Here is an 18,733-nt window from a genome sequence, read left to right as displayed (position 1 = left end):
CGCTGGCGGCGTAGGGGCCGCTGCCGACCTCGAAGTACACGCTGGTGCCGCGCCGCGCCGACGGCAGCGCCGCGGCGGCGGCGTCCACGCCTTGCTGGATCTGGCGCCACGCGCTGCCCGCATCGCGCGCGGCCAGCACCGGGCCGAGCACGCCCAGGACGCGCTCGACATCGGCGAAGGTGCGCGGCTCCAGCGCCAGCACGTTCAGCCCCAGGGCTTGCAGCCGGTCGAGGGCACGCGACGAGGTGGGCGTGAGCACCAGGTCCGGCCTCAGCGCGACCACGCTTTCGATGCGCGCATCTTCGAGGCCGCCCAAGTGCGGCAAGGCGCGGACCGAGGCCGGAAAATTGGAGTAGTCGTCCACGCCGACCAGGCGGGCGCAGGCATCCAGCGCGCAGACCATCTCGGTCAGCGACGGCAGCAGCGAGACGATGCGCTGCGGCGGCCGCCCGATGGCAAGCTGCTGGCCGCGGTCGTCGGTGACGGTGAGGGCATGGACCGGGGCGAAAAGGGCGAGTGCGAGGAGCAGCGCGAGCGCGCGGGCTGCTGCCCTCACCCCAAGCCTCTTCCGTAGGGAGAGGGAGAAAGGCCGGCAGCGGGAGAGGGCTGGGGCGAGGGCCGGCGACTTACCCATGCACCCTGCTCCACGCCACCGCGATCGCATGCAGCTGCTCGACGCCATCCGTGAGGGCCGCTGGTCCCGGCTGCAGGATGTCGGCGGACTTGATCTCGAACAGCTGGCCGTCGCGCACCGCGTTCACGGCGCCCCAGCCTGCGCGAGCGGCCACCTTCTCGGCGCGGAATTTCTTGCCGCACCAGGAGCCGACGACGATGTCGGGGTTGCGGCGGATGATTTCGGCGCCGTCGGCAATGATGCGGTCCCTGCCCATCGCCTGGACGGACAGCTCGGGGAACACGTCGTCGGCGCCGGCGATGCCGGCCAGCTGCGACACCCACCGGATCGCGCTGATGGGGGGTTCGTCCCATTCCTCGAAATAGATGCGCGGACGGCGCGGCAATGCGCGCCCCGCGGCTTCGATGGCCAGCAGGCGCTCGCGCATGGCCTCGAGCAGGCGCAGGCCGGCGTCGGCCCGGCCGACCATCGCCGCCACCTGGTACAGCATGGAGAAAATCTCCTCCACGCTGCGCTGGTTGAAGATGGTGACCTGCACGCCCTTGCGCACCAGCTCCGCCGCGATGTCGGCCTGCAAGTCGGAAAAGCCGAACACGCAGTCGGGCCGCAGCGCCAGGATCTTGTCGATCTTGGCGCTGAGAAAGGCGCTGACCTTGGGCTTTTCCTCGCGGGCCCGGCGCGGGCGCACCGTGTAGCCCGAGATGCCGACGATGCGCTCCTGCTCGCCCAGCAGATACAGCCATTCCGTCGCCTCCTCGGTCAGGCAGACGATGCGGCGCGGTCCGCGCGCAATGGCTGGGATCATCGGACGGGGCTTTCCATCTGCATCAGAGGCGGGGTTGCCAGGCCAGTCCGACGAACAAGCCTCGGCCGGCCTGGCGGTAACCGTACACCGTCTCGTAGGCACGATCGAACAGGTTTTCCACCCGGCCAAACAGGCGCAACTCGGGTGACACCTTGTAGCCCCCCGTCGCATCCACCACTGAATACGACCCGAGCCGGAACGGCGCGTCGTCGCGGGCGCCACTGTAGCGCAGGCGGCCGCCGAATTGCCACGCGCCGACCTCGCGGTCGGCCGACACCTGCGCCAAGGTGGCGGCGCGCCGTCGCAGTCGCATGCCGGTGTCGAGGTCGCGCGGGTCCTGGCTGGTGAGCGCAGCGTGCACGTCGGTGCCGAGCAGCCGGCCGTCGTAGGTGACTTCGACGCCGCGCGTGCGGGCACGGCCAACGTTGACGCGGTTGAACAGCAGGTCGCTGGCAATCAGGTCGGTGAAGCGATTCTGGAACAGCGTGGCCCGAACCTTGTGGCCGGCGACTGCATACTGGAGTCCCAGTTCCGCCGACTTCACACGCTCCGGCCGCAGCGCGGGATTGCCGCCGAAGGGATAGTAGAGATCGTTGAAGGTCGGTGCGTTGAATCCGGTGGAGGCCGAAGCACTGACGCGCCAGGCTTCGGTCAGGCGGTACCCATACGCTGCCAGCCAGGTGGTCGCGGTGCCGAAGTCGCTGTAGCGGTCCTGCCGCACGTTCAGCTGCAGCTGGTGGGCGGCGGTATCGAGAACGTAACCCAGACGCGCGCTGTCCAGCGTGCGTCCAGCCTCGTTATAGACGGTGTCGCTCTCCAGCCGCTGGCGCGTGTGTTCCACGCCGCCCGTGAGGCGGTGGCCAGGACGCAGTTGCCACTCCGCCCCCACCTGCGCCGTATGGCTGCGCGAGTTGACGAAGAAAGGGAACGCCGTGACGTCGGCGTTGAGCCGGTCTTCCGAGCGACCCATCAGTGCATTGATACGCACGTCGCCCAGCTTGAACTGGCCCACCAAGGTCGCCCCGCGCTCGGCGAAGCGCGATTCGTCCGGCTGCGTGGCGGGACCGAACTGGCTGTCGTACTCAGTGGTGCCGCGCGCCTCCCGCAATGTCAGGCCCAGCGAATGCCCACCGGCAATGTCTTGCGTCACGGCCAGCGAGGCCGCGCGGCGCCGGTAGCCGTCGCGGTCCGGGTTGGTGCCGGGGCGTTCGTCCTGCCGGATCGAATTGAAACCGTTGTCACGCAAGGTCTCCACGGTCGCCCGCAGGCCGGTGCCGGAAGCCAGCTTGACCGACCCGCTGCCGCTGGCCTGGACCAGGCCGCGGGAGCCGACCTGCGTGCTCAGGCTCACTTGCGGCACCGGCCCCGGCTGACGGGTGAAGATCTGGATCACGCCACCGACCGCCGCGCTGCCATACAGGCTGGACACGTTGCCGCGCACGATCTCGATGCGCTCCACGTCCGCGAGCGGCAGGTGTTCCATCGCCGCGGTCCCGAAGTTCAGGTTGTTGACCGGCACGCCGTCGATCAGCACCAGCGTGTGGCGCGATTCGGCACCGCGCAGGAAGGCGCTGGACACCGTGCCCATGCCGCCGTTCTGGGCGAACTCGACGCCGGCGACGCTGCGCAGCAGGCTGGGAAGGTCGGGCGTCTGGGCCCGCTCGATCTGCTCCCGTGTGATGAGCGTGGTGGCGGGCAGGGCATCCTGGACGCGTTGCTCCGCGCGGCTGGCGGACACCACTACCTCCCGCAAGGTGGACTGGGCGAAGGCGGGGGACGTGAGGAAAAGCGCGACGGGCCAGGCAGCGCGTGCAGACAGCTTGAAAGAAACCATGAAATTGGGAACCCGAAACGATTGCCCGCGCCGGCTTCCCCGCCGACGCCTTGGGCGTCACGGCCGCACGCAGGCGTGCAGCCACCTTGTTGGCCGGTATCCGGGCTCGCGGAAGAACCTCCATCGCCTTCCCAGGCGCGCTGTTTCAGGCGCGCCCAGTGGCTTTGCGAGGATGGAAGTGGCGCACGCGGACCTTGCGGCCCGGAGCGCCTCCGCTTACCGTTGCGGGGGCAGCGCAGGTTGGCGTGCGGCGCGGCGGGTTGTGCGCCCGCGCGCCGGTCGGCCTCCTGCTTCCCGTTGAACTGCAGCATGCGAACCACACCGCGAGCACCAACCTCTTGATTCTAGATGTGTTTTCACGCGCTAACCCTACAATTCGCCCAATGCCAAGTGTTGCCAGTGGCTCCCCCATCGACCCCGTCGACTCCCTCGTCGACCGCGTCGAGCGCCTGCTCGTGCGCTACGAGGAACTGCAGCGCACCAACGCGCTGTTGTCCGAACAGGTGGAACTGCTCACGCAGGAGCGCGACTCCCTGAAGTCGCGCCTGTCCGCCGCCCGCTCCCGCGTCGACGCCTTGCTCGAACGCCTTCCCGACCTCAACACACCCGCATGAAACAGCTGGAAGTTCAGATCATGGGCCAGAGCTACCTGCTCGGTTGCCCCGTCGGCGGCGAACAGCGCCTGCTGGAAGCGGTGGAGAAGGTCGACACCGCCATGTGCAAGATCCGCGACGCCGGCAAGGTCAAGGCGCGCGACCGCATCGCGGTGCTGGCGGCGCTGAACCTCGCCTTCGACGTGGCCGACCGCCCGGCAGCGCCACTGCACGCATCGAGCTTCGCCACCAGCGACGGCACGGTGACGAGCCTGCGCAACCTTGGCGAGGACGTGCGCCTGGCGCAGCTGATGGTGCGGCTGGACGGGGCGCTGGCGGACGACGGGCGGCTGATCTAGGCGCGCGCCTGCGCGGGGGACGAGGAAGCGCAAGACAGTTGAGCAACCCCCCGCATTGTCAAGCCCGGAAAACTTGCAGTGCCTTCACGCGGGGTTTGCACAAACCGCCGTGTTTGCAGCCTAGAATGGCAGCGTCTGCAGTGCATGCCGGGCTTTATATTTCCTTGAACCAATGCTCTTAGAGCCCGGGCTTGGAACATCGCTGGCGAGCGTGATCATCTCGCGTAGATGAACCCAACGCCAAGCTGACCTCGCCCACCTGAACCCCGGTTCAGGATGCGGTCCGGTGGCACTCGCAGACACCTTTTCGACGGGCTGCCCTTGGGCAGCCCGTTTCCTTTGCGTGTTCCCGAAATTCCATGGCGCTGATCGACCCCCTCCTGATCCTCGAGTTGGCCGCGCTCGGCCTGTGCACCGGTTTCCTGGCGGGCCTGCTGGGCATCGGCGGCGGCATGGTGATGACGCCGTTCCTGGTGATGATCCTCACGGCCAGGGACCATCCGGACGAGTACATCCTGAAGATGGCGGTGGCCACCTCGCTGGCCACCATCTGCTTCACCTCGCTGTCGTCGGTGTGGGCGCACCACAGGCGCGGCGCCGTGCTCTGGCCCGTCGTGCGCATGCTCGCGCCCGGCATCCTGGTCGGGGCGCTGCTGGGCGCGCAGGTGGCCGTGGCCTTGCCGGCCAAGGTGCTGGGCGTGCTGTTCGCGCTGTTCGTCGGCTTCTCCGCCACCCAGATGTTCCTGAACCGCCGGCCCGAGCCCAGCCGCACCCTGCCCGGCCCGGTGGGAACCTTCGGCGCCGGCACGGTGATCGGCGCACTGTCGTCCATCGTCGGCGCCGGCGGCGGCTTCATCTCCGTGCCTTTCATGTCGTGGTGCAACGTCAAGATCCACGAGGCCGTGGCCACTTCGGCCGCCCTGGGCTTTCCGATCGCGCTGTTCGGCACGCTGGGCTACGTCTGGGCCGGCCAGGGCCTGACGCAGATGCCGCCCGGCTCCTTCGGCTACCTGTACCTGCCCGGGCTGGTGGTGATTTCGCTGGCCAGCGTGACCATGGCGCCGCTGGGCGCGCGCACGGCGCACCGCATGGACGTGCGCCCGCTCAAGAAATTGTTCGCAATGCTCCTGTACGCACTGGCGGCATACTTCCTGCTGCGCTAGGGAAACTCTGACAGGAGCACGGCCATCGCCCGCATCGCCTTCATCGGACAACAGGATTTCGGCAAGGCCGTCCTCGACGCCTTTCTGGCCCGTGGCGACGTGATCGCCGGCGTGTTCTGCGCGCCCGACAAACCGGGCGCCAGGCCGGACGCCTTGCGCCAGGATGCGCTGGCCCTGGGCCTGCCGGTCTTCAGCTTCGCCAGCCTGCGCAGCCCGGAGGCGGAAGCGGCCATGCGTTCGCTGGACGCCGACCTGGGCGTGATGGCCTACGTGCTGCAGTTCGCGCCTCAAGCCTTCGTGACCATCCCGCGCCACGGCACCATCCAGTTCCATCCGTCGCTGCTGCCGCTGCACCGCGGGCCGTCGTCGATCAGCTGGCCGATCGCGCTGGGCGCCAAGGAAACCGGCGTGACGATTTTCCGCCCCACCGACGGCCTCGACGAAGGGCCGGTGATCCTGCGCAGGCGCTGCCCGATCGAGCCGGACGAAACGCTGGGCCAGCTGTACTTCAACAAGCTGTTTCCGCTGGGCGTCGCCGCCTTGCTGGAAGCGGCGGACCTGGTCACTGCCGGTCGCCACGTGGAGCAGCCGCAAGACGAATCGCAAGCCACCTACGAAGGCTGGATGCACGACGAGGAATGCCGCATCCACTGGGCCAGCCCGCTGGACCACGTGTACGACCTGGTCCGCGGCTGCAACCCCGCGCCCGGCGCCTGGGCGCTGCTGGCCGGCGCCAAGGTGCGGATCTACGACTGCCGCAAGCACGTGGTGGGCCGCTTCGTGCCGGGCGGCCACCAGCCCGGCGACATCGCGGCGATCACGGACAGCTCCATCCTGCTGTGGGCGCAAGGCGGGCTGCTCGAGGTGCTGACGCTGCGCCCCGAGGGCGGCGCCAAGATGAAGGCCGGCGACTACGCGCGCCAGCAGGGCTTGCGCCCCCGCGACGCCGTCACTTCGGACGGCTGGCGCTCTTTCGTGCGGCCGGCCGCAAGCCCAGCGTCCGGTTGATCAGCCGAGTGCCGTCCTTGAGCAGAAAGGCCTTGAAGGCCTGCGCCACCGGCGGCAGCCGCTTGGTGCGCCGGTGCACCACGTACCAGTTCAGCATCAGCGGAAAGCCCTGCACATCCAGCACCGCCAGGCTGCCGGACTGCAGCTCGCGGCTGATGGTGTGGGCCGACAGGAAGCTCACGCCCATGCCGGCGGCCACGGCCTGCTTGATGGTCTCGGTGCTGCGGATCTCCATGGCGATGTTCAGGCCCGGCAGCGCTGCCCCGAAACCTTCGCGCATCGAGTTCCAGGTGTCGGAGCCTTGCTCGCGCACCACGAACGGCTCGCGGGCGATGCGCGCCACCGGGATCCGGCGGCTGCGCGCCAGTGGATGGCCCGGCGCGGCGACGACCACGTAAGGGTGCGGGGCGAAGGGCTCGGCCACCGTGTCGAGGTCTTCCGGCGGCCGCACCATCACCGCCAGGTCGGTCAGGTTGGCATCCAGCTGGCCCAGCAGTTCCTCGCGGTTGCACACGCCGAAGTCCAGCGTGACGCCGGGATGGCGCTGCGCGAACTCCACCAGCAGGCTGGGAAAGAAGTAGTCACCGGCGCTGATCACCGACACCTTCAGCCGGCCGCCGGAGACTCCCTTGAACTGGGCCATCGCCTCTTCGGTTTCCTCGAATTTCTCGATGATGCCGCGGCTGCACTGCAGCATCTGCGCGCCGGCCGGCGTCAGATGGATCTTCTTGCCCAGCTGCTCGAACAGCGGCAGCCCCGCATGCTCCTGCAGCTTGCGCACCTGGGTCGAGACGGCCGGCTGCGTCAGATGCAGCTCCTCGGCGGCGCGGGAAAAACTGTTCAGGCGCGCCACCGCCTCGAAGACCTTCAGCTGGCGCAGGGTGGCGTTCTTCATGGCGGCCGGATCATAACCTGCAGGTAATGAAAACGATCAAATACTTTCACTATCCTTGATCGTCGCCGGCGCCTAGAGTGGCTGCATCGCCATCGGTCCCCAAGGAGCCAGCCATGCCCGAACTGAACCAGTCCAGCCTGCGGAAAACCCAGATCTACAGCGCTGCCTTCGAGGAACTCGGCCTCAGCTGGGACTGGGACCCCGCCGTCTACGGCCCCGGCGGCGATGGGCTGCGCGCCTACCTGGAGAAGGAGCACCCGCACCTGCTGCGCGTGTACGACGCAAACTTTCTGCTGCAGGCAGTCGAGGCCACGCGCGCGCGGCTCGAACGCGCGCGCTGACACTCGCCTCCACCGACTCGGGACAAACCCTAGATGGCTTCCTGAATTTCGCAATCTTGACCGACGTCAAGAGTTTTCATCGCCGGTTGGTTGGACCATGCGCTGCGGCCCACGGAGATGCCCCCAGTGACAGGGTGGCGCGCGATGGGTACCAACCAGGAGACAAAGCGATGACCAAAGTGAACATCAGGTTCCGGATGTCGGCAGCTGCGGCAGCCGTGTTCGGATCGGCCGCGCTCCTTGCGGCCCCCTTCGCCCATGCCGCGTGGGAACCCACCAAGCCGGTCGAGTTCGTCGTGCCGGCCGGCACCGGCGGCGGCGCCGACCAGATGGCCCGCCTGATCCAGGGCATCACGGTCAAGCACAACCTCATGAAGCAGCCGCTGGTGGTCGTGAACAAGTCAGGCGGCGCCGGCGCCGAGGGCTTCCTCGCCGTCAAGGACGCCAAGGGGGACCCGCACAAGATCGTCGTCACCCTGTCCAACCTGTTCACCACGCCGCTGGCCACCGGCGTGCCGTTCAACTGGCGCGACCTGACGCCGGTGTCGATGATGGCGCTGGACAACTTCGTGCTGTGGGTCAACGCCGAAAGCCCGTACAAGACCGCCAGGGACTACTTCACGGCCGTCAAGGCCGCCGGAGCGAGCAAGATGAAGATGGGCGGCACCGGCTCCAAGCAGGAAGACCAGATCCTCACGGCAGGCATCGAGAAGGCCACCGGCACCAAGTTCATCTACGTGCCGTTCCGCGGCGGCGGCGAAGTGGCCGTGCAGTTGGTGGGCAAGCACGTCGACTCCACGGTGAACAACCCGGCCGAGGCGGTGGCGCAGTGGCGCGGCGGCAAGCTGCGCGCGCTGTGCGTGTTCGACGACGACCGCATGCCCTACAAGACCAAGATCACCGACACGCAGGCCTGGAACGACGTGCCCACCTGCAAGGAAGCGGGCGTGCCCACCGCCTACACCATGCTGCGCGGCATCTTCATGCCCGGCGGGGTGACCAAGGAGCAGACCGAGTTCTACGTCAACCTGCTCAAGAAGGTCCGCGCGACGCCCGAGTGGAAGGACTACATGGAAAAGGGCGCCTTCAACCAGACCTACATGGACGGCGACAAGTACTCCCAGTGGCTCGGCGCCGCCGAGCAGCGGCACCGCGAGCTGATGAAGGAAGCCGGCTTCCTGGCCCCGTGAGCGCGGCGCGCCCCCACCGCGGGGCGCCCCTTCCCTTTTTCTTCGCACCGTTGCCGGAACCCCGGCAGGAGAGTGGCATGGACATCGAACAGCAAGACGTCGAGGCGCAGCGCAGGGGCGTTCCCACCTACGTGGTCGAGGCCGGCGTCGCCCTGCTGGTGCTGGCGTTCGGGCTGGTGGTCCTGTTCGGCAGCCGCAAGCTGGGCTCCGGCTGGACCAGCGACGGGCCGGGCGCGGGCTACTTTCCGTTCTACATCGGGCTGATCCTGTGCATCTCGGCGGTCGGCATCCTGTACCAGGGCCTGTTCGGCAAGCAGCGCAACATCGAGATCTTCGTCGACAGCGCCCAGATCAAACGCGTGCTCACCGTGCTGGTGCCGGCGCTGGTCTATGTGCTGGGCATCCAGCTGATCGGGATCTACGTGGCGTCGGCAATCTACATCGCCGGCTTCATGATCGTGCTGGGCAAGTTCGCGCCGGCCAAGGGCATCGCGGCCGCGCTGATCGTCTCGGTGTTCTTCTTCGTGCTGTTCGAGGTCTGGTTCAAGATTCCTCTCTACAAGGGCGCCTTCGACCCGCTGGCCTTCCTGGGCTACTGACAGCCCACCGCCCGCTCCACCATCCCTTGCCACAAGACCGCCCATGAACGAACTCAGTGCCCTGTTCCACGGCTTCAGCGTGATCCTCACGCCGATGAACCTGCTGCTGATGCTGGTGGGCATCGTGCTGGGAGTCCTCATCGGCGTGCTGCCGGGGCTGGGCGGCGCCAATGGCGTGGCCATCCTGCTGCCGCTGACGTTCTCGATGTCGCCCACCTCGGCGATCATCATGCTGTCGTGCATCTACTGGGGCGCGCTGTTCGGCGGCGCGATCACCTCCATCCTGTTCAACATCCCGGGCGAACCCTGGTCGGTGGCGACCACCTTCGACGGCTACCCGATGGGGCAGGACGGCCGCGCCGGCGCGGCGCTGACGACGGCCTTCACCTCCTCGTTCATCGGCGCCTTCGTCGCCGTGGTGATGATCACCTTCCTGGCCCCGCTGGTGGCGCGTTTCGCGCTCAAGTTCGGGCCGCCCGAGTTCTTCGCCGTCTACCTGCTGACCTTCTGCAGCTTCGTCGGCATGGGCAAGGGCTCGCCGTTCAAGATCCTGGCCTCCATGTCGATCGGTTTCGCGCTGGCCGCGGTGGGCATGGACACGGTCACCGGCCAGTTGCGCCTGACCTTCGGCGTCCTCGAGCTGATGCGCGGCTTCGACTTCCTGATCGCGGTGATCGGCCTGTTCGGCATCGGCGAGATCCTGCTGTCGATGGAAGAAGGCTTGGCCTTCTCCGGCAAGAGCGCCAAGATCAACCCGAAGGTGGTGCTGGAAACCTGGAAGAAGCTGCCGCAGTACTGGATGACTTCGGTGCGCAGCTCGCTGGTGGGCATCTGGATGGGCATCACCCCGGGCGGCGCGACGCCGGCATCCTTCATGGCCTATGGCCTGGCCAAGAAGATGTCGCGCGACGGCGCCAAGTTCGGCACCGGCCAGATGGAGGGCGTGGTGGCGCCGGAAACCGCGGCCCACGCGGCCGGCACCGCGGCGCTGCTGCCGATGCTGACGCTGGGCATCCCGGGCTCGCCGACCGCCGCCGTGCTGCTGGGTGGCTTGCTCATCTGGGGCCTGCAGCCCGGCCCGCTGCTGTTCGTCGAGCAGAAGGACTTCGTCTGGGGCCTGATCGCCAGCATGTACCTGGGCAACCTGGTGGGCCTGGTCGTGGTGCTGACCACGGTGCCGCTGTTCGCGTCCATCCTGCGCATCCCGTTCTCGATCATCGCGCCGGTGATCGTGGTGGTCTGCGCCATCGGCGCCTACACCGTCCACAACGCCTTGCTGGACATCTGGTTCATGATGCTGTTCGGCGTGGTCGGCTACCTGTTCAAGAAGCTCGACTACCCGCTGGCGCCGCTGGTGCTGGCCCTGGTGCTGGGCGACAAGGCCGAAGACGCCTTCCGCCAGTCGATGCTGCTGTCGCAGGGCGAGCTGTCCATCATGGTGGCCAACCCGCTGGTGGGCGGCATCACCGGCCTGGCGCTGGTGCTGCTGTTCTGGCCGCTGATCTCGCGGCTGGTCGCCAAGGTCCGCAAGCCCAAGCCGACCACGTTCGCGGCCGAACAACCCGTCGACTGAAAGCTCTCCATGCCGGTCATCGCACTCACCCAGGAAATGGGCTCGCTGGCCAAGGACGTGGCCCTTCGCCTGGCCGAAACCGCCGGCCTTGCCGTGATGCGCAACGAGGTTGTCGACAACGTGGCCGACCGCATGCAGGTGCCGCCCAGCCTGGTGCGGCGCCTGCGCGAAGGCAAGGCGGGCCTGGTGGAGCGGCTGTCCACCGACAAGCAGCAGGTCGCCCTGTTCAGCGCCGAGGAAGTGCTGGCCCAGGCCGAGCGCGGCAACGTGGTGCTGCGCGGCTGGGGCGCCACCTGTTTGCTGCGGCCGGTGCGGCACGTGGTGCGGGTGCGGGTGACGCGGCCGCTGCCGCAGCGCGTGGACTGGCTGATGGAACACCTGGGCACGGATGACCGCGACGCCGCCGAAGCCGAGATCAGGCGCAGCGACAACTCGCACGCGGCGCGCATGAACTCGCAGTTCGGCGTGACCTGGGGCGATCCGCTGCTGTACGACATGGTGCTCAACACCGCACGGGTGTCGGTGGAGACTTGCGTGGCGCAGATCATGCAGCTGGCGGCGCAACCGGAATTCGCCGAAACGCCGCAGTCGCGCGCCGTGCTGGCCGAGCTGGCCACCAGCGCGCGGGTGCGCGCCGCGCTGAAGGCCAACCCGGCCACCAGCGAGGTCGACGTGCAGATCGTCTCGAGCGGCGGCCGCACGGTGCTGGCCGGCATCGTGCTGAACGAGGCGGAGCGGGCGGAGACGGAACGCGTCGCCCTGGGCGTGGTCGGCGCGGGCAAGCTCGAGAACCGGCTCAGCCTGATGGCCATCAGCCGGCGGTTCACCCACTCGAAGACCTAGCAGTCTGGGCTCCTAGATCTTCCCCCGCTGCTTCAACCGGCTCAGCGTCTCCGCCGACAGGTTCAGGTATGAAGCCAGTTCCTTCTTCGGGATCCGGTCGAACAGCTCCGGGTGCTTGCGCAGGAAGCGCTTCACCCGCCCTGGCGCGTCCAGCAGGTGCAGCGTGATGGTGTGCGCCATCACCTCGCTCATGTGGTGCATCACTTCGTACTCGAAGGATTGCTTCAGGCCCTGGTGCTTTTCGAGGAAGCCGGCCCAGTCGCGCAGCGGCAGCTTGGCGACGCGGGCCCGCGTGACGCAGACGATGCTGTAGGGCGCCGGCGTGCCCAGCCGCCAGGCGGCGTAGCTGGTCTCGATCTGGCCTTCGTCGGCGAAGCGCAGGATCATTTCCTTGGCTTCCTGGTTGCTCACCACGCGCTTGAGGATGCCTTCGAGGATGAAGTACTGCTCCATCTCGTGCACGCCCTGGTGCAGCAGCGCCTCGCCCTTCTGGCAATCCACCACCACCAGCCGCGGTTCCAGCTCCGCCATCTGGCCCACGCTCATGCCCTTGAGCACAAGGTTGTGCGCCAGCTGCACGCGAATCACGTTTCTCTCGGGATGGTCTTCGATCGACGACATGGATGCAGTGAGAGGGATTCCCCGGGGTCGGTGTGCAATTTCCCGAAAATTGACCGCAGTCAAGAGCGAAAGCACAGGGCGATTCCTATCATAGCCCGCACACAAACCCGGGCCCTGCCATGACCACCGAAACGCTTGAACGCGAAACCATCGACGGCTTCCACCTCGTCATTGACGCGTTGAAGCTCAATGACATCGACACCATCTTCGCCCTGCCCGGGATCCCGATCACGGACTTCCTGCGGATCGCGCAGGCCGAGGGCATGAAGGTGATCTCGTTTCGCCACGAACAGCATGCGGGCAATGCCGCGGCGGCGGCCGGCTTCCTGACGCAAAAGCCCGGCATCTGCTTCACCGTGTCGGCGCCCGGCTTCCTCAATGGCCTGACGGCGCTGGCCAATGCCACCACCAACTGCTTTCCCATGATTCTGATCTCGGGCTCGAGCGAGCGCGAGATCGTCGACCTGCAGCAAGGCGACTACGAGGAGATGGACCAGCTGGCCATCGCCAAGCCGCTGTGCAAAGCCGCCTTCCGCGTGCTGCATGCCGAAGACATCGGCGTGGGCATCGCCCGCGCCGTGCGCTCGGCGCTGTCGGGCCGTCCCGGCGGCGTCTACCTGGACCTGCCGGCCAAGCTGTTCGCCCAGAGCATCGACCGCGAGGCCGGCCAGAACTCGCTGATCAAGGTGGTGGATCCGGCGCCCAGGCAGATCCCCGCACCCGACGCGGTGGAGCGCGCCCTCGCCTTGCTCAAGGGCGCGAAGAAGCCGCTGGTGATCCTGGGCAAGGGCGCGGCCTACGCCCGGGCCGACGACGAGATCCGCAGCTTCATCGAAAAGACCGGCATCCCTTACCTGCCGATGTCCATGGCCAAGGGCCTGCTGCCCGACAACCACGGCCAGTCGGCCTCCGCCGCCCGCTCCTACGTGCTGGCCGAAGCCGACGTGGTGATGCTGGTGGGCGCGCGCCTGAACTGGCTGCTGTCGCACGGCAAGGGCAAGACCTGGGGGGCGGGCAGCGCCAAGGAGGGCGGCAACCAGCAGTTCATCCAGGTCGACATCTCGCCGACAGAGGCCGACAGCAACGTCGCCATCGCGGCGCCGCTGGTGGGCGACATCGGCTCCTGCATCGCCGCGCTCAATGCCGGCCTGGGCAACGGCTGGCAGAAGCCGCCGGCCGACTGGACCGGCGGCATCGCCGACCGCAAGGACAAGAACCTGACCAAGATGGCGGAGACGCTGGCGAAGAATCCGTCGCCGATGAACTTCCACAGCGCGCTGAACGTCATCCGCGAGGCGGTGAAGGCGCGGCCGGACGCGATCGTGGTCAACGAGGGCGCCAACACGCTGGACTTCGCCCGCTCCATCGTCGACATGTACGAGCCGCGCAAGCGCCTGGACGTCGGCACCTGGGGAATCATGGGCATCGGCATGGGCTTCGCCGTCGCCGCCGCGGTCACCACCGGCAAGCCGGTGATCGCGATCGAGGGCGACAGCGCCTTCGGCTTCAGCGGCATGGAGGTGGAAACGATCTGCCGCTACAACCTGCCGGTCTGCGTGATCGTCTTCAACAACAACGGCATCTACAAAGGCACGGACGTCAACCCGCTCGGCGACGCGATGGCCCCGACGCAGTTCGTCAAGGAAGCCAGGTACGAAATGATGATGCAGGCTTTCGGCGGCGTCGGCGTGCGCGCCGACACGCCGGAGCAGCTCAAGAAGGCGCTGGACGAAGCCGTCAGCTCGGGCAAGCCGACGCTGATCAACGCCATCATCGACGAGACGGCGGGCACCGAGAGCGGGCGCATCACGTCGCTCAATCCGGCGATGGCAAAGAAGAAATAAAGCCTCGTCCCCGCCTGCGCGGGAATGACGAAGATGACTTCGAAACTCTGAAGGAAACAGAAGCAATGTCCAAAGCACTCGACGGCGTCAAGATCCTCGACTTCACCCACGTGCAGTCCGGGCCCACCTGCACCCAGCTGCTGGCCTGGTTCGGCGCGGACGTGATCAAGGTGGAGAAGGCCGGCGAAGGCGATGCCACGCGCGGCCAGCTGCGCGACCTGCCGGACGTGGACAGCCTCTACTTCACGATGCTGAATCACAACAAGCGCTCCATCACCCTGGACACCAAGAGCGCCAAGGGCAAGGAAGTTCTGATCGAACTGATCAAGCAGTGCGACGTGCTGGTGGAGAACTTCGCGCCCGGCGCGCTCGACCGCATGGGCTTTTCCTGGGAGAAGATCCAGCAGATCAACCCCCGCATGATCGTCGCCTCGGTCAAGGGCTTCGGCCCCGGGCCGTACGAAGACTGCAAGGTCTACGAAAACGTGGCCCAGTGCGCCGGCGGCTCCGCGTCCACCACCGGTTTCGACGACGGGCCGCCACTGGTCACCGGCGCGCAGATCGGCGACAGCGGCACCGGCCTGCACCTGGCGCTGGGCATCGTCGCCGCACTCTACCAGCGCAACACCACCGGCCGCGGCCAGAAGGTGCTGGCGGCGATGCAGGACGCCGTGCTGAACCTGTGCCGCGTCAAGCTGCGTGACCAGCAGCGCCTGGACCGCACCAAGGTGCTGCAGGAGTACCCGCAGTTCCCCGACACCGAGTTCGGTGACGCCGTGCCGCGCGCCGGCAACGCCTCGGGCGGCGGCCAGCCGGGCTGGATCCTCAAGTGCAAGGGCTGGCAGACCGACCCCAACGCCTACATCTACTTCATCACCCAGGCGCCGGTGTGGGGCGCGATCTGCAAGGTCATCGGCGAGGAGACCTGGATCACCGACCCGAGCTACGCCACGCCCAAGGCGCGGCTGCCGCACCTGAAGACCATCTTCTCGCGGATCGAGGAATGGACCAAGACCAAGACCAAGTTCGAGGCGATGGACATCCTGAACCAGTACGACATCCCATGCGGCCCGATCCTGTCGATGAAGGAGATCTCCGAAGAGCCGTCGCTGCGCGCGACCGGCACGGTGGTCGAGGTCGACCATCCCACGCGCGGCAAGTACCTGACGGTGGGCAACCCGATCAAGCTGTCGGACAGCATCACCGAAGTGACGCGCTCGCCCTTGCTGGGCGAGCACACCGACGAAGTGCTCGCGATGCTCGGCTACGACGCGCGCCAGATCGCGGAACTGCGCCAAGCCAAGGTCGTTTGAATTTTTCTCAAGGAGCCAATCATGGGCAACTTCCAGGGTGACAAGGCGAAAGTCCGCCAGGTTCTCGACACCGTCAAGAAGTCGGGACGCGATTCGCTGACCGCGCCGGAGGGCAAGCTGGTCTGCGAGGCGTATGGCATCTCGGTACCCAAGGAAGGCGTCGCCGGCAGCGCTGGCGAGGCCTCGAAAATGGCGGCCGCGATGGGCTTCCCGGTGGTGATGAAGATCGTCTCGCCGGACATCCTGCACAAGACGGAAGCCGGTGGCGTGGTGGTGGGCGTCAAGAACGCCGACGAAGCGGCGACGGCCTATGACCAGATCATCGCCAACGCGAAGAAGTACAAGGCCGACGCCAACATCCTGGGGATCCAGGTCCAGCAGATGATCCGGGGCGGCCAGGAAGTCATCGTCGGCGCCATCACCGACGACAGCTTCGGCAAGCTGGTGGCCTTCGGCCTGGGCGGCGTGCTGGTCGAGGTCTTGAAGGACGTCACCTTCCGGCTGGCGCCCGCCACGCAAGACGACGCGCTGTCGATGATGGACGGCATCCAGGCCGCGGAAATGCTCAAGGGCGTGCGCGGCGGCGAGGCGGTGAATCGTCAGGCCGTGGCCGACACCATCGTGCGCGTGAGCCAGCTGGTGGCCGACTTCCCCGAAATCGCCGAGCTCGACCTGAACCCGGTGTTCGCCAGCAAGGACAGCGCCATCGCGGCCGACGTGCGCATCCTGGTCAACTTCTCGCCGAAGGAAGCGCGCTTTCGACCCGACGAGAAGTCGGTGGTGACTTCGATGAACCGCATCATGAAACCCAGGGCGGTGGCCGTGATCGGCGCTTCCTCCGAGAGTGGCAAGATCGGCAACTCGGTGATGAAGAATCTGATCAACGGCGGCTACAAGGGCGAGATCTTCCCGATCCACCCGAAGGACGCCGAGATCCTGGGCTACAAGGCCTACAAGAGCGTCAAGGACGTGCCCGGCGAGATCGACACCGCGGTGTTCGCGATCCCTGCCAAGTTCGTGGCCGGCGCGCTCAAGGAATGCGGCGAAAAGAAGATCGCCGGCGCGATCCTGATCCCATCGGGCTTTGGAGAGACCGGCAACATCGAAGGCCAGGAGGAACTGCAGAAGATCGGCCGCGAGTACAACATCCGGCTGATGGGGCCGAACATCTACGGCTTCTACTACACGCCGTCGAACCTGTGCGCCACCTTCTGCACGGCGTACGACGTCAAAGGCTCCACCGCCCTGTCCTCGCAGTCCGGCGGCATCGGCATGGCCATCATCGGTTACTCGCGCAGCGCCAAGATGGGCGTCTCGGCCATCGTCGGCCTGGGCAACAAGTCGGACATCGATGAAGACGACCTGCTGCTGTTCTTCGAGCAGGACGACAACACCACGGTGATCGCCCAGCATTGCGAAGACTTGAAGGACGGCCGCGCGTTCGCCGAGGTGGCCCAGCGTGTCTCCAAGAAAAAGCCGGTGATCATGCTCAAGGCCGGCCGCACGTCCGCCGGCGCCGCTGCCGCCAGCTCGCACACCGGCGCGCTGGCGGGCAACGACAAGATCTACGAAGACGTGCTGCGCCAGTCCGGCGTGATCCGCGCGCGCAGCCTGCGCCAGTTGCTCGACTTCGCCCGCGGCGTGCCCATCCTGCCCACGCCCAAAGGCGAGAACATCGTCATCATCACCGGCGCCGGCGGCTCGGGCGTGCTGCTGTCCGATGCCTGCGTGGACAACGGCCTGAAGCTGCTCAAGCCGATGCCGGACGACCTGGACGCGGCATTTCGCAAGTTCATCCCGCCGTTCGGCGCGGCCGGCAACCCGGTGGACATCACCGGCGGCGAGCCACCCATCACCTACATCAACACGGTGCGGCTGGGCCTGGAGGATGACCGCATCCACGCGTTGATCCTGGGCTACTGGCACACCATCGTGACGCCACCCATGGTGTTCGCGCGGAACATGGTGGAGATCGTCGACGAGATGAGGAAAAAGGGCAAGGTCAAGCCGGTGGTGGCATCCCTGGCCGGCGACGTCGAGGTCGAGGAAGCCGCCCAGTACCTGTACGAGCACGGCATTCCGGCGTATGCCTACTCCACGGAAATCCCGGTGGAAATCCTGGGCGCGAAATACCAGTGGGCCCGCGCCGCGGGCCTGCTGTGAAGGCGGCGCGGTGTGGGCAACCGCATCATCCCCATTGCGGCCGCGGTCGGGCCGCTGAGGGAGCGCAAGCGCCAGGGACCCAAGGGCCGGCGGCCCGATGACAAGGCGCTGGCCGAGGTGCGCGAACTGCTGGGCGAGCGGCCGCGCCGGCCCGACCTGCTGATCGAGCACCTGCACCTGCTGCAGGACCGCTACGGCCATCTGTCGGCGGCGCACCTGGCGGCGCTGGCGCAGGAGATGCGGCTGGCGCAGTCGCAAGTGTTCGAGGTCGCGTCGTTCTACCACCACTTCGACATCGTGCGCGAAGGCGAAGACGCACCGCCGCCCCTCACGGTGCGGGTGTGCGACGGTCTCTCCTGCGAAATGGCCGGCGCGCAGCAACTGCTGCAAAGGCTCCCCGGCCTGCTGGGACGCGAGGTGCGCGTGCTGGCTGCCCCTTGCATCGGGCGTTGCGAGCAGGCGCCCGCCGCCGTGGTGGGGCAGAACCCGGTGCCGTGCGCCACCACGCACAAGGTGGTGGAGGCGGTCCGCAGCAAGGCGGTGGAGCACCAGCCCGAAGGCTACATCGGCCTGTCGCAGTACCGCGCCGCCGGCGGCTATGCGGTGCTGGAGCAGTGCCTGCGCGGCCAGCGCGATGCCGAGTCGGTGATCACGGCGCTGGAGTCTTCCGGGCTGCGCGGCCTGGGCGGCGCCGGCTTCTCCACCGGCCGCAAATGGCGCATCGTGCGTGCCGAGCCGGGCCCGCGCTTGATGGCGGTGAACATCGACGAGGGCGAGCCCGGCACCTTCAAGGACCGCGTGTTCCTGGAGCGCGATCCGCACCGCTTCCTGGAAGGCGTGCTGATCGCGGCCTGGGCCGTCGGCGTCGAGGCCATCTACCTCTACCTGCGCGACGAATACCACGGCTGCCGCGCGATGCTGCAGCAAGAGATCGCGCGGCTGCAGGCCCAGCCGC

Annotated in this window: 18 protein-coding genes and 1 riboswitch; of the genes, 13 read left to right on the top strand and 5 right to left on the bottom strand. The window is 67.4% G+C overall.

The genetic code is table 11. The annotated features are described in order from the left end of the window. From JWP65_RS13320 to JWP65_RS13310, 3 genes are all read right to left on the bottom strand, one after another. On the bottom strand, positions 1–529 hold a 529-nt coding region (locus JWP65_RS13320), incomplete at its 3' end, for a helical backbone metal receptor (protein WP_299764470.1). 97 nt (positions 530–626) lie between these two features. Then, positions 627–1,439, bottom strand: a complete 813-nt coding sequence (locus tag JWP65_RS13315; protein ID WP_299764466.1) for an ABC transporter substrate-binding protein — start codon at positions 1,437–1,439, stop codon at positions 627–629. A 22-nt stretch (positions 1,440–1,461) separates the two neighbouring features. After that, entirely contained in the window at positions 1,462–3,177 is a 1,716-nt protein-coding gene (locus JWP65_RS13310; RefSeq protein ID WP_299764464.1) for a TonB-dependent receptor, read from the bottom strand. 169 nt (positions 3,178–3,346) lie between these two features. Then, positions 3,347–3,623, bottom strand: a riboswitch (cobalamin riboswitch). 33 nt (positions 3,624–3,656) lie between these two features. Between JWP65_RS13310 and JWP65_RS13305 the strand changes: the two genes are divergently transcribed. From JWP65_RS13305 to JWP65_RS13290, 4 genes are all read left to right on the top strand, one after another. Then, on the top strand, positions 3,657–3,887 hold the full coding sequence (locus tag JWP65_RS13305; protein WP_299764462.1) for a cell division protein ZapB: 231 nt from the start codon (positions 3,657–3,659) through the stop codon (positions 3,885–3,887). Continuing rightward, on the top strand, positions 3,884–4,225 hold the full coding sequence (locus JWP65_RS13300) for a cell division protein ZapA (RefSeq protein ID WP_299764460.1): 342 nt from the start codon (positions 3,884–3,886) through the stop codon (positions 4,223–4,225). Before JWP65_RS13305 ends, JWP65_RS13300 begins: the two co-directional genes overlap by 4 nt. 359 nt (positions 4,226–4,584) lie before the next feature. Further along, positions 4,585–5,388, top strand: coding sequence for a sulfite exporter TauE/SafE family protein (locus JWP65_RS13295; protein WP_299764458.1), 804 nt, complete (start codon positions 4,585–4,587; stop codon positions 5,386–5,388). A gap of 24 nt (positions 5,389–5,412) precedes the next feature. Continuing rightward, positions 5,413–6,396, top strand: coding sequence for a methionyl-tRNA formyltransferase (locus JWP65_RS13290; RefSeq protein ID WP_299764468.1), 984 nt, complete (start codon positions 5,413–5,415; stop codon positions 6,394–6,396). Here JWP65_RS13290 and JWP65_RS13285 read toward each other — a convergent pair. After that, positions 6,338–7,291, bottom strand: a complete 954-nt coding sequence (locus JWP65_RS13285) for a LysR family transcriptional regulator (protein WP_299764456.1) — start codon at positions 7,289–7,291, stop codon at positions 6,338–6,340. The genes JWP65_RS13290 and JWP65_RS13285 overlap by 59 nt on opposite strands. Before the next feature lie 113 nt (positions 7,292–7,404). Between JWP65_RS13285 and JWP65_RS13280 the strand changes: the two genes are divergently transcribed. From JWP65_RS13280 to JWP65_RS13260, 5 genes are all read left to right on the top strand, one after another. Then, the gene (locus JWP65_RS13280) at positions 7,405–7,632 is read left to right on the top strand and encodes a hypothetical protein (RefSeq protein ID WP_299764455.1); all 228 of its coding nucleotides are present in this window, start codon (positions 7,405–7,407) and stop codon (positions 7,630–7,632) included. Between the two features lie 170 nt (positions 7,633–7,802). Then, positions 7,803–8,822, top strand: coding sequence for a tripartite tricarboxylate transporter substrate binding protein (locus JWP65_RS13275; protein ID WP_299764454.1), 1,020 nt, complete (start codon positions 7,803–7,805; stop codon positions 8,820–8,822). A 77-nt stretch (positions 8,823–8,899) separates the two neighbouring features. Further along, complete coding sequence (locus JWP65_RS13270) at positions 8,900–9,421, top strand: tripartite tricarboxylate transporter TctB family protein (protein ID WP_299764452.1); 522 nt, start codon at positions 8,900–8,902, stop codon at positions 9,419–9,421. Positions 9,422–9,464: 43 nt separating this feature from the next. Then, positions 9,465–10,994 carry a tripartite tricarboxylate transporter permease gene (locus JWP65_RS13265; protein ID WP_299764449.1) on the top strand — a complete coding sequence of 510 codons (1,530 nt, stop codon included), beginning with the start codon at positions 9,465–9,467 and terminating at the stop codon, positions 10,992–10,994. Positions 10,995–11,003: 9 nt separating this feature from the next. Beyond that, entirely contained in the window at positions 11,004–11,837 is an 834-nt protein-coding gene (locus JWP65_RS13260) for a cytidylate kinase family protein (RefSeq protein WP_299764447.1), read from the top strand. A gap of 12 nt (positions 11,838–11,849) precedes the next feature. Here the strand turns inward: JWP65_RS13260 and JWP65_RS13255 are convergent, their stop codons facing one another. Beyond that, positions 11,850–12,458 (bottom strand): Crp/Fnr family transcriptional regulator, encoded by a 609-nt coding sequence (locus JWP65_RS13255; RefSeq protein WP_299764446.1) that lies wholly within the window; start codon positions 12,456–12,458, stop codon positions 11,850–11,852. Between the two features lie 119 nt (positions 12,459–12,577). Here JWP65_RS13255 and oxc point away from each other — a divergent pair, with 119 nt between their 5' ends. The 4 genes from oxc to JWP65_RS13235 all read left to right on the top strand — a co-directional run. Further along, positions 12,578–14,302 carry an oxalyl-CoA decarboxylase gene (gene oxc / locus JWP65_RS13250; RefSeq protein WP_299764445.1) on the top strand — a complete coding sequence of 575 codons (1,725 nt, stop codon included), beginning with the start codon at positions 12,578–12,580 and terminating at the stop codon, positions 14,300–14,302. A gap of 65 nt (positions 14,303–14,367) precedes the next feature. After that, entirely contained in the window at positions 14,368–15,615 is a 1,248-nt protein-coding gene (gene frc / locus JWP65_RS13245) for a formyl-CoA transferase (protein WP_299764442.1), read from the top strand. A 21-nt stretch (positions 15,616–15,636) separates the two neighbouring features. Beyond that, complete coding sequence (locus JWP65_RS13240) at positions 15,637–17,778, top strand: acetate--CoA ligase family protein (RefSeq protein WP_299764440.1); 2,142 nt, start codon at positions 15,637–15,639, stop codon at positions 17,776–17,778. A 12-nt stretch (positions 17,779–17,790) separates the two neighbouring features. After that, positions 17,791–18,733, top strand: a 943-nt coding sequence (locus JWP65_RS13235; RefSeq protein ID WP_299764438.1) for an NAD(P)H-dependent oxidoreductase subunit E, incomplete at its 3' end; no start/stop codon positions are given.

The sequence above is a fragment of the Ramlibacter sp. genome (assembly GCF_028292805.1).
Lineage (GTDB): Bacteria > Pseudomonadota > Gammaproteobacteria > Burkholderiales > Burkholderiaceae_C > Ramlibacter.
This window is presented reverse-complemented; position numbering and strand designations above follow the sequence as displayed.

Coding starts and splice junctions, on each gene's coding strand:
- JWP65_RS13315 (WP_299764466.1), bottom strand. CDS start 1,439: ATGATCCCAGCCATTGCGCGCGGACCGCGCCGCATCGTCTGCCTGACC.
- JWP65_RS13305 (WP_299764462.1), top strand. CDS start 3,657: ATGCCAAGTGTTGCCAGTGGCTCCCCCATCGACCCCGTCGACTCCCTC.
- JWP65_RS13300 (WP_299764460.1), top strand. CDS start 3,884: ATGAAACAGCTGGAAGTTCAGATCATGGGCCAGAGCTACCTGCTCGGT.
- JWP65_RS13295 (WP_299764458.1), top strand. CDS start 4,585: ATGGCGCTGATCGACCCCCTCCTGATCCTCGAGTTGGCCGCGCTCGGC.
- JWP65_RS13285 (WP_299764456.1), bottom strand. CDS start 7,291: ATGAAGAACGCCACCCTGCGCCAGCTGAAGGTCTTCGAGGCGGTGGCG.
- JWP65_RS13280 (WP_299764455.1), top strand. CDS start 7,405: ATGCCCGAACTGAACCAGTCCAGCCTGCGGAAAACCCAGATCTACAGC.
- JWP65_RS13275 (WP_299764454.1), top strand. CDS start 7,803: ATGACCAAAGTGAACATCAGGTTCCGGATGTCGGCAGCTGCGGCAGCC.
- JWP65_RS13270 (WP_299764452.1), top strand. CDS start 8,900: ATGGACATCGAACAGCAAGACGTCGAGGCGCAGCGCAGGGGCGTTCCC.
- JWP65_RS13265 (WP_299764449.1), top strand. CDS start 9,465: ATGAACGAACTCAGTGCCCTGTTCCACGGCTTCAGCGTGATCCTCACG.
- JWP65_RS13260 (WP_299764447.1), top strand. CDS start 11,004: ATGCCGGTCATCGCACTCACCCAGGAAATGGGCTCGCTGGCCAAGGAC.
- JWP65_RS13255 (WP_299764446.1), bottom strand. CDS start 12,458: ATGTCGTCGATCGAAGACCATCCCGAGAGAAACGTGATTCGCGTGCAG.
- oxc (WP_299764445.1), top strand. CDS start 12,578: ATGACCACCGAAACGCTTGAACGCGAAACCATCGACGGCTTCCACCTC.
- frc (WP_299764442.1), top strand. CDS start 14,368: ATGTCCAAAGCACTCGACGGCGTCAAGATCCTCGACTTCACCCACGTG.
- JWP65_RS13240 (WP_299764440.1), top strand. CDS start 15,637: ATGGGCAACTTCCAGGGTGACAAGGCGAAAGTCCGCCAGGTTCTCGAC.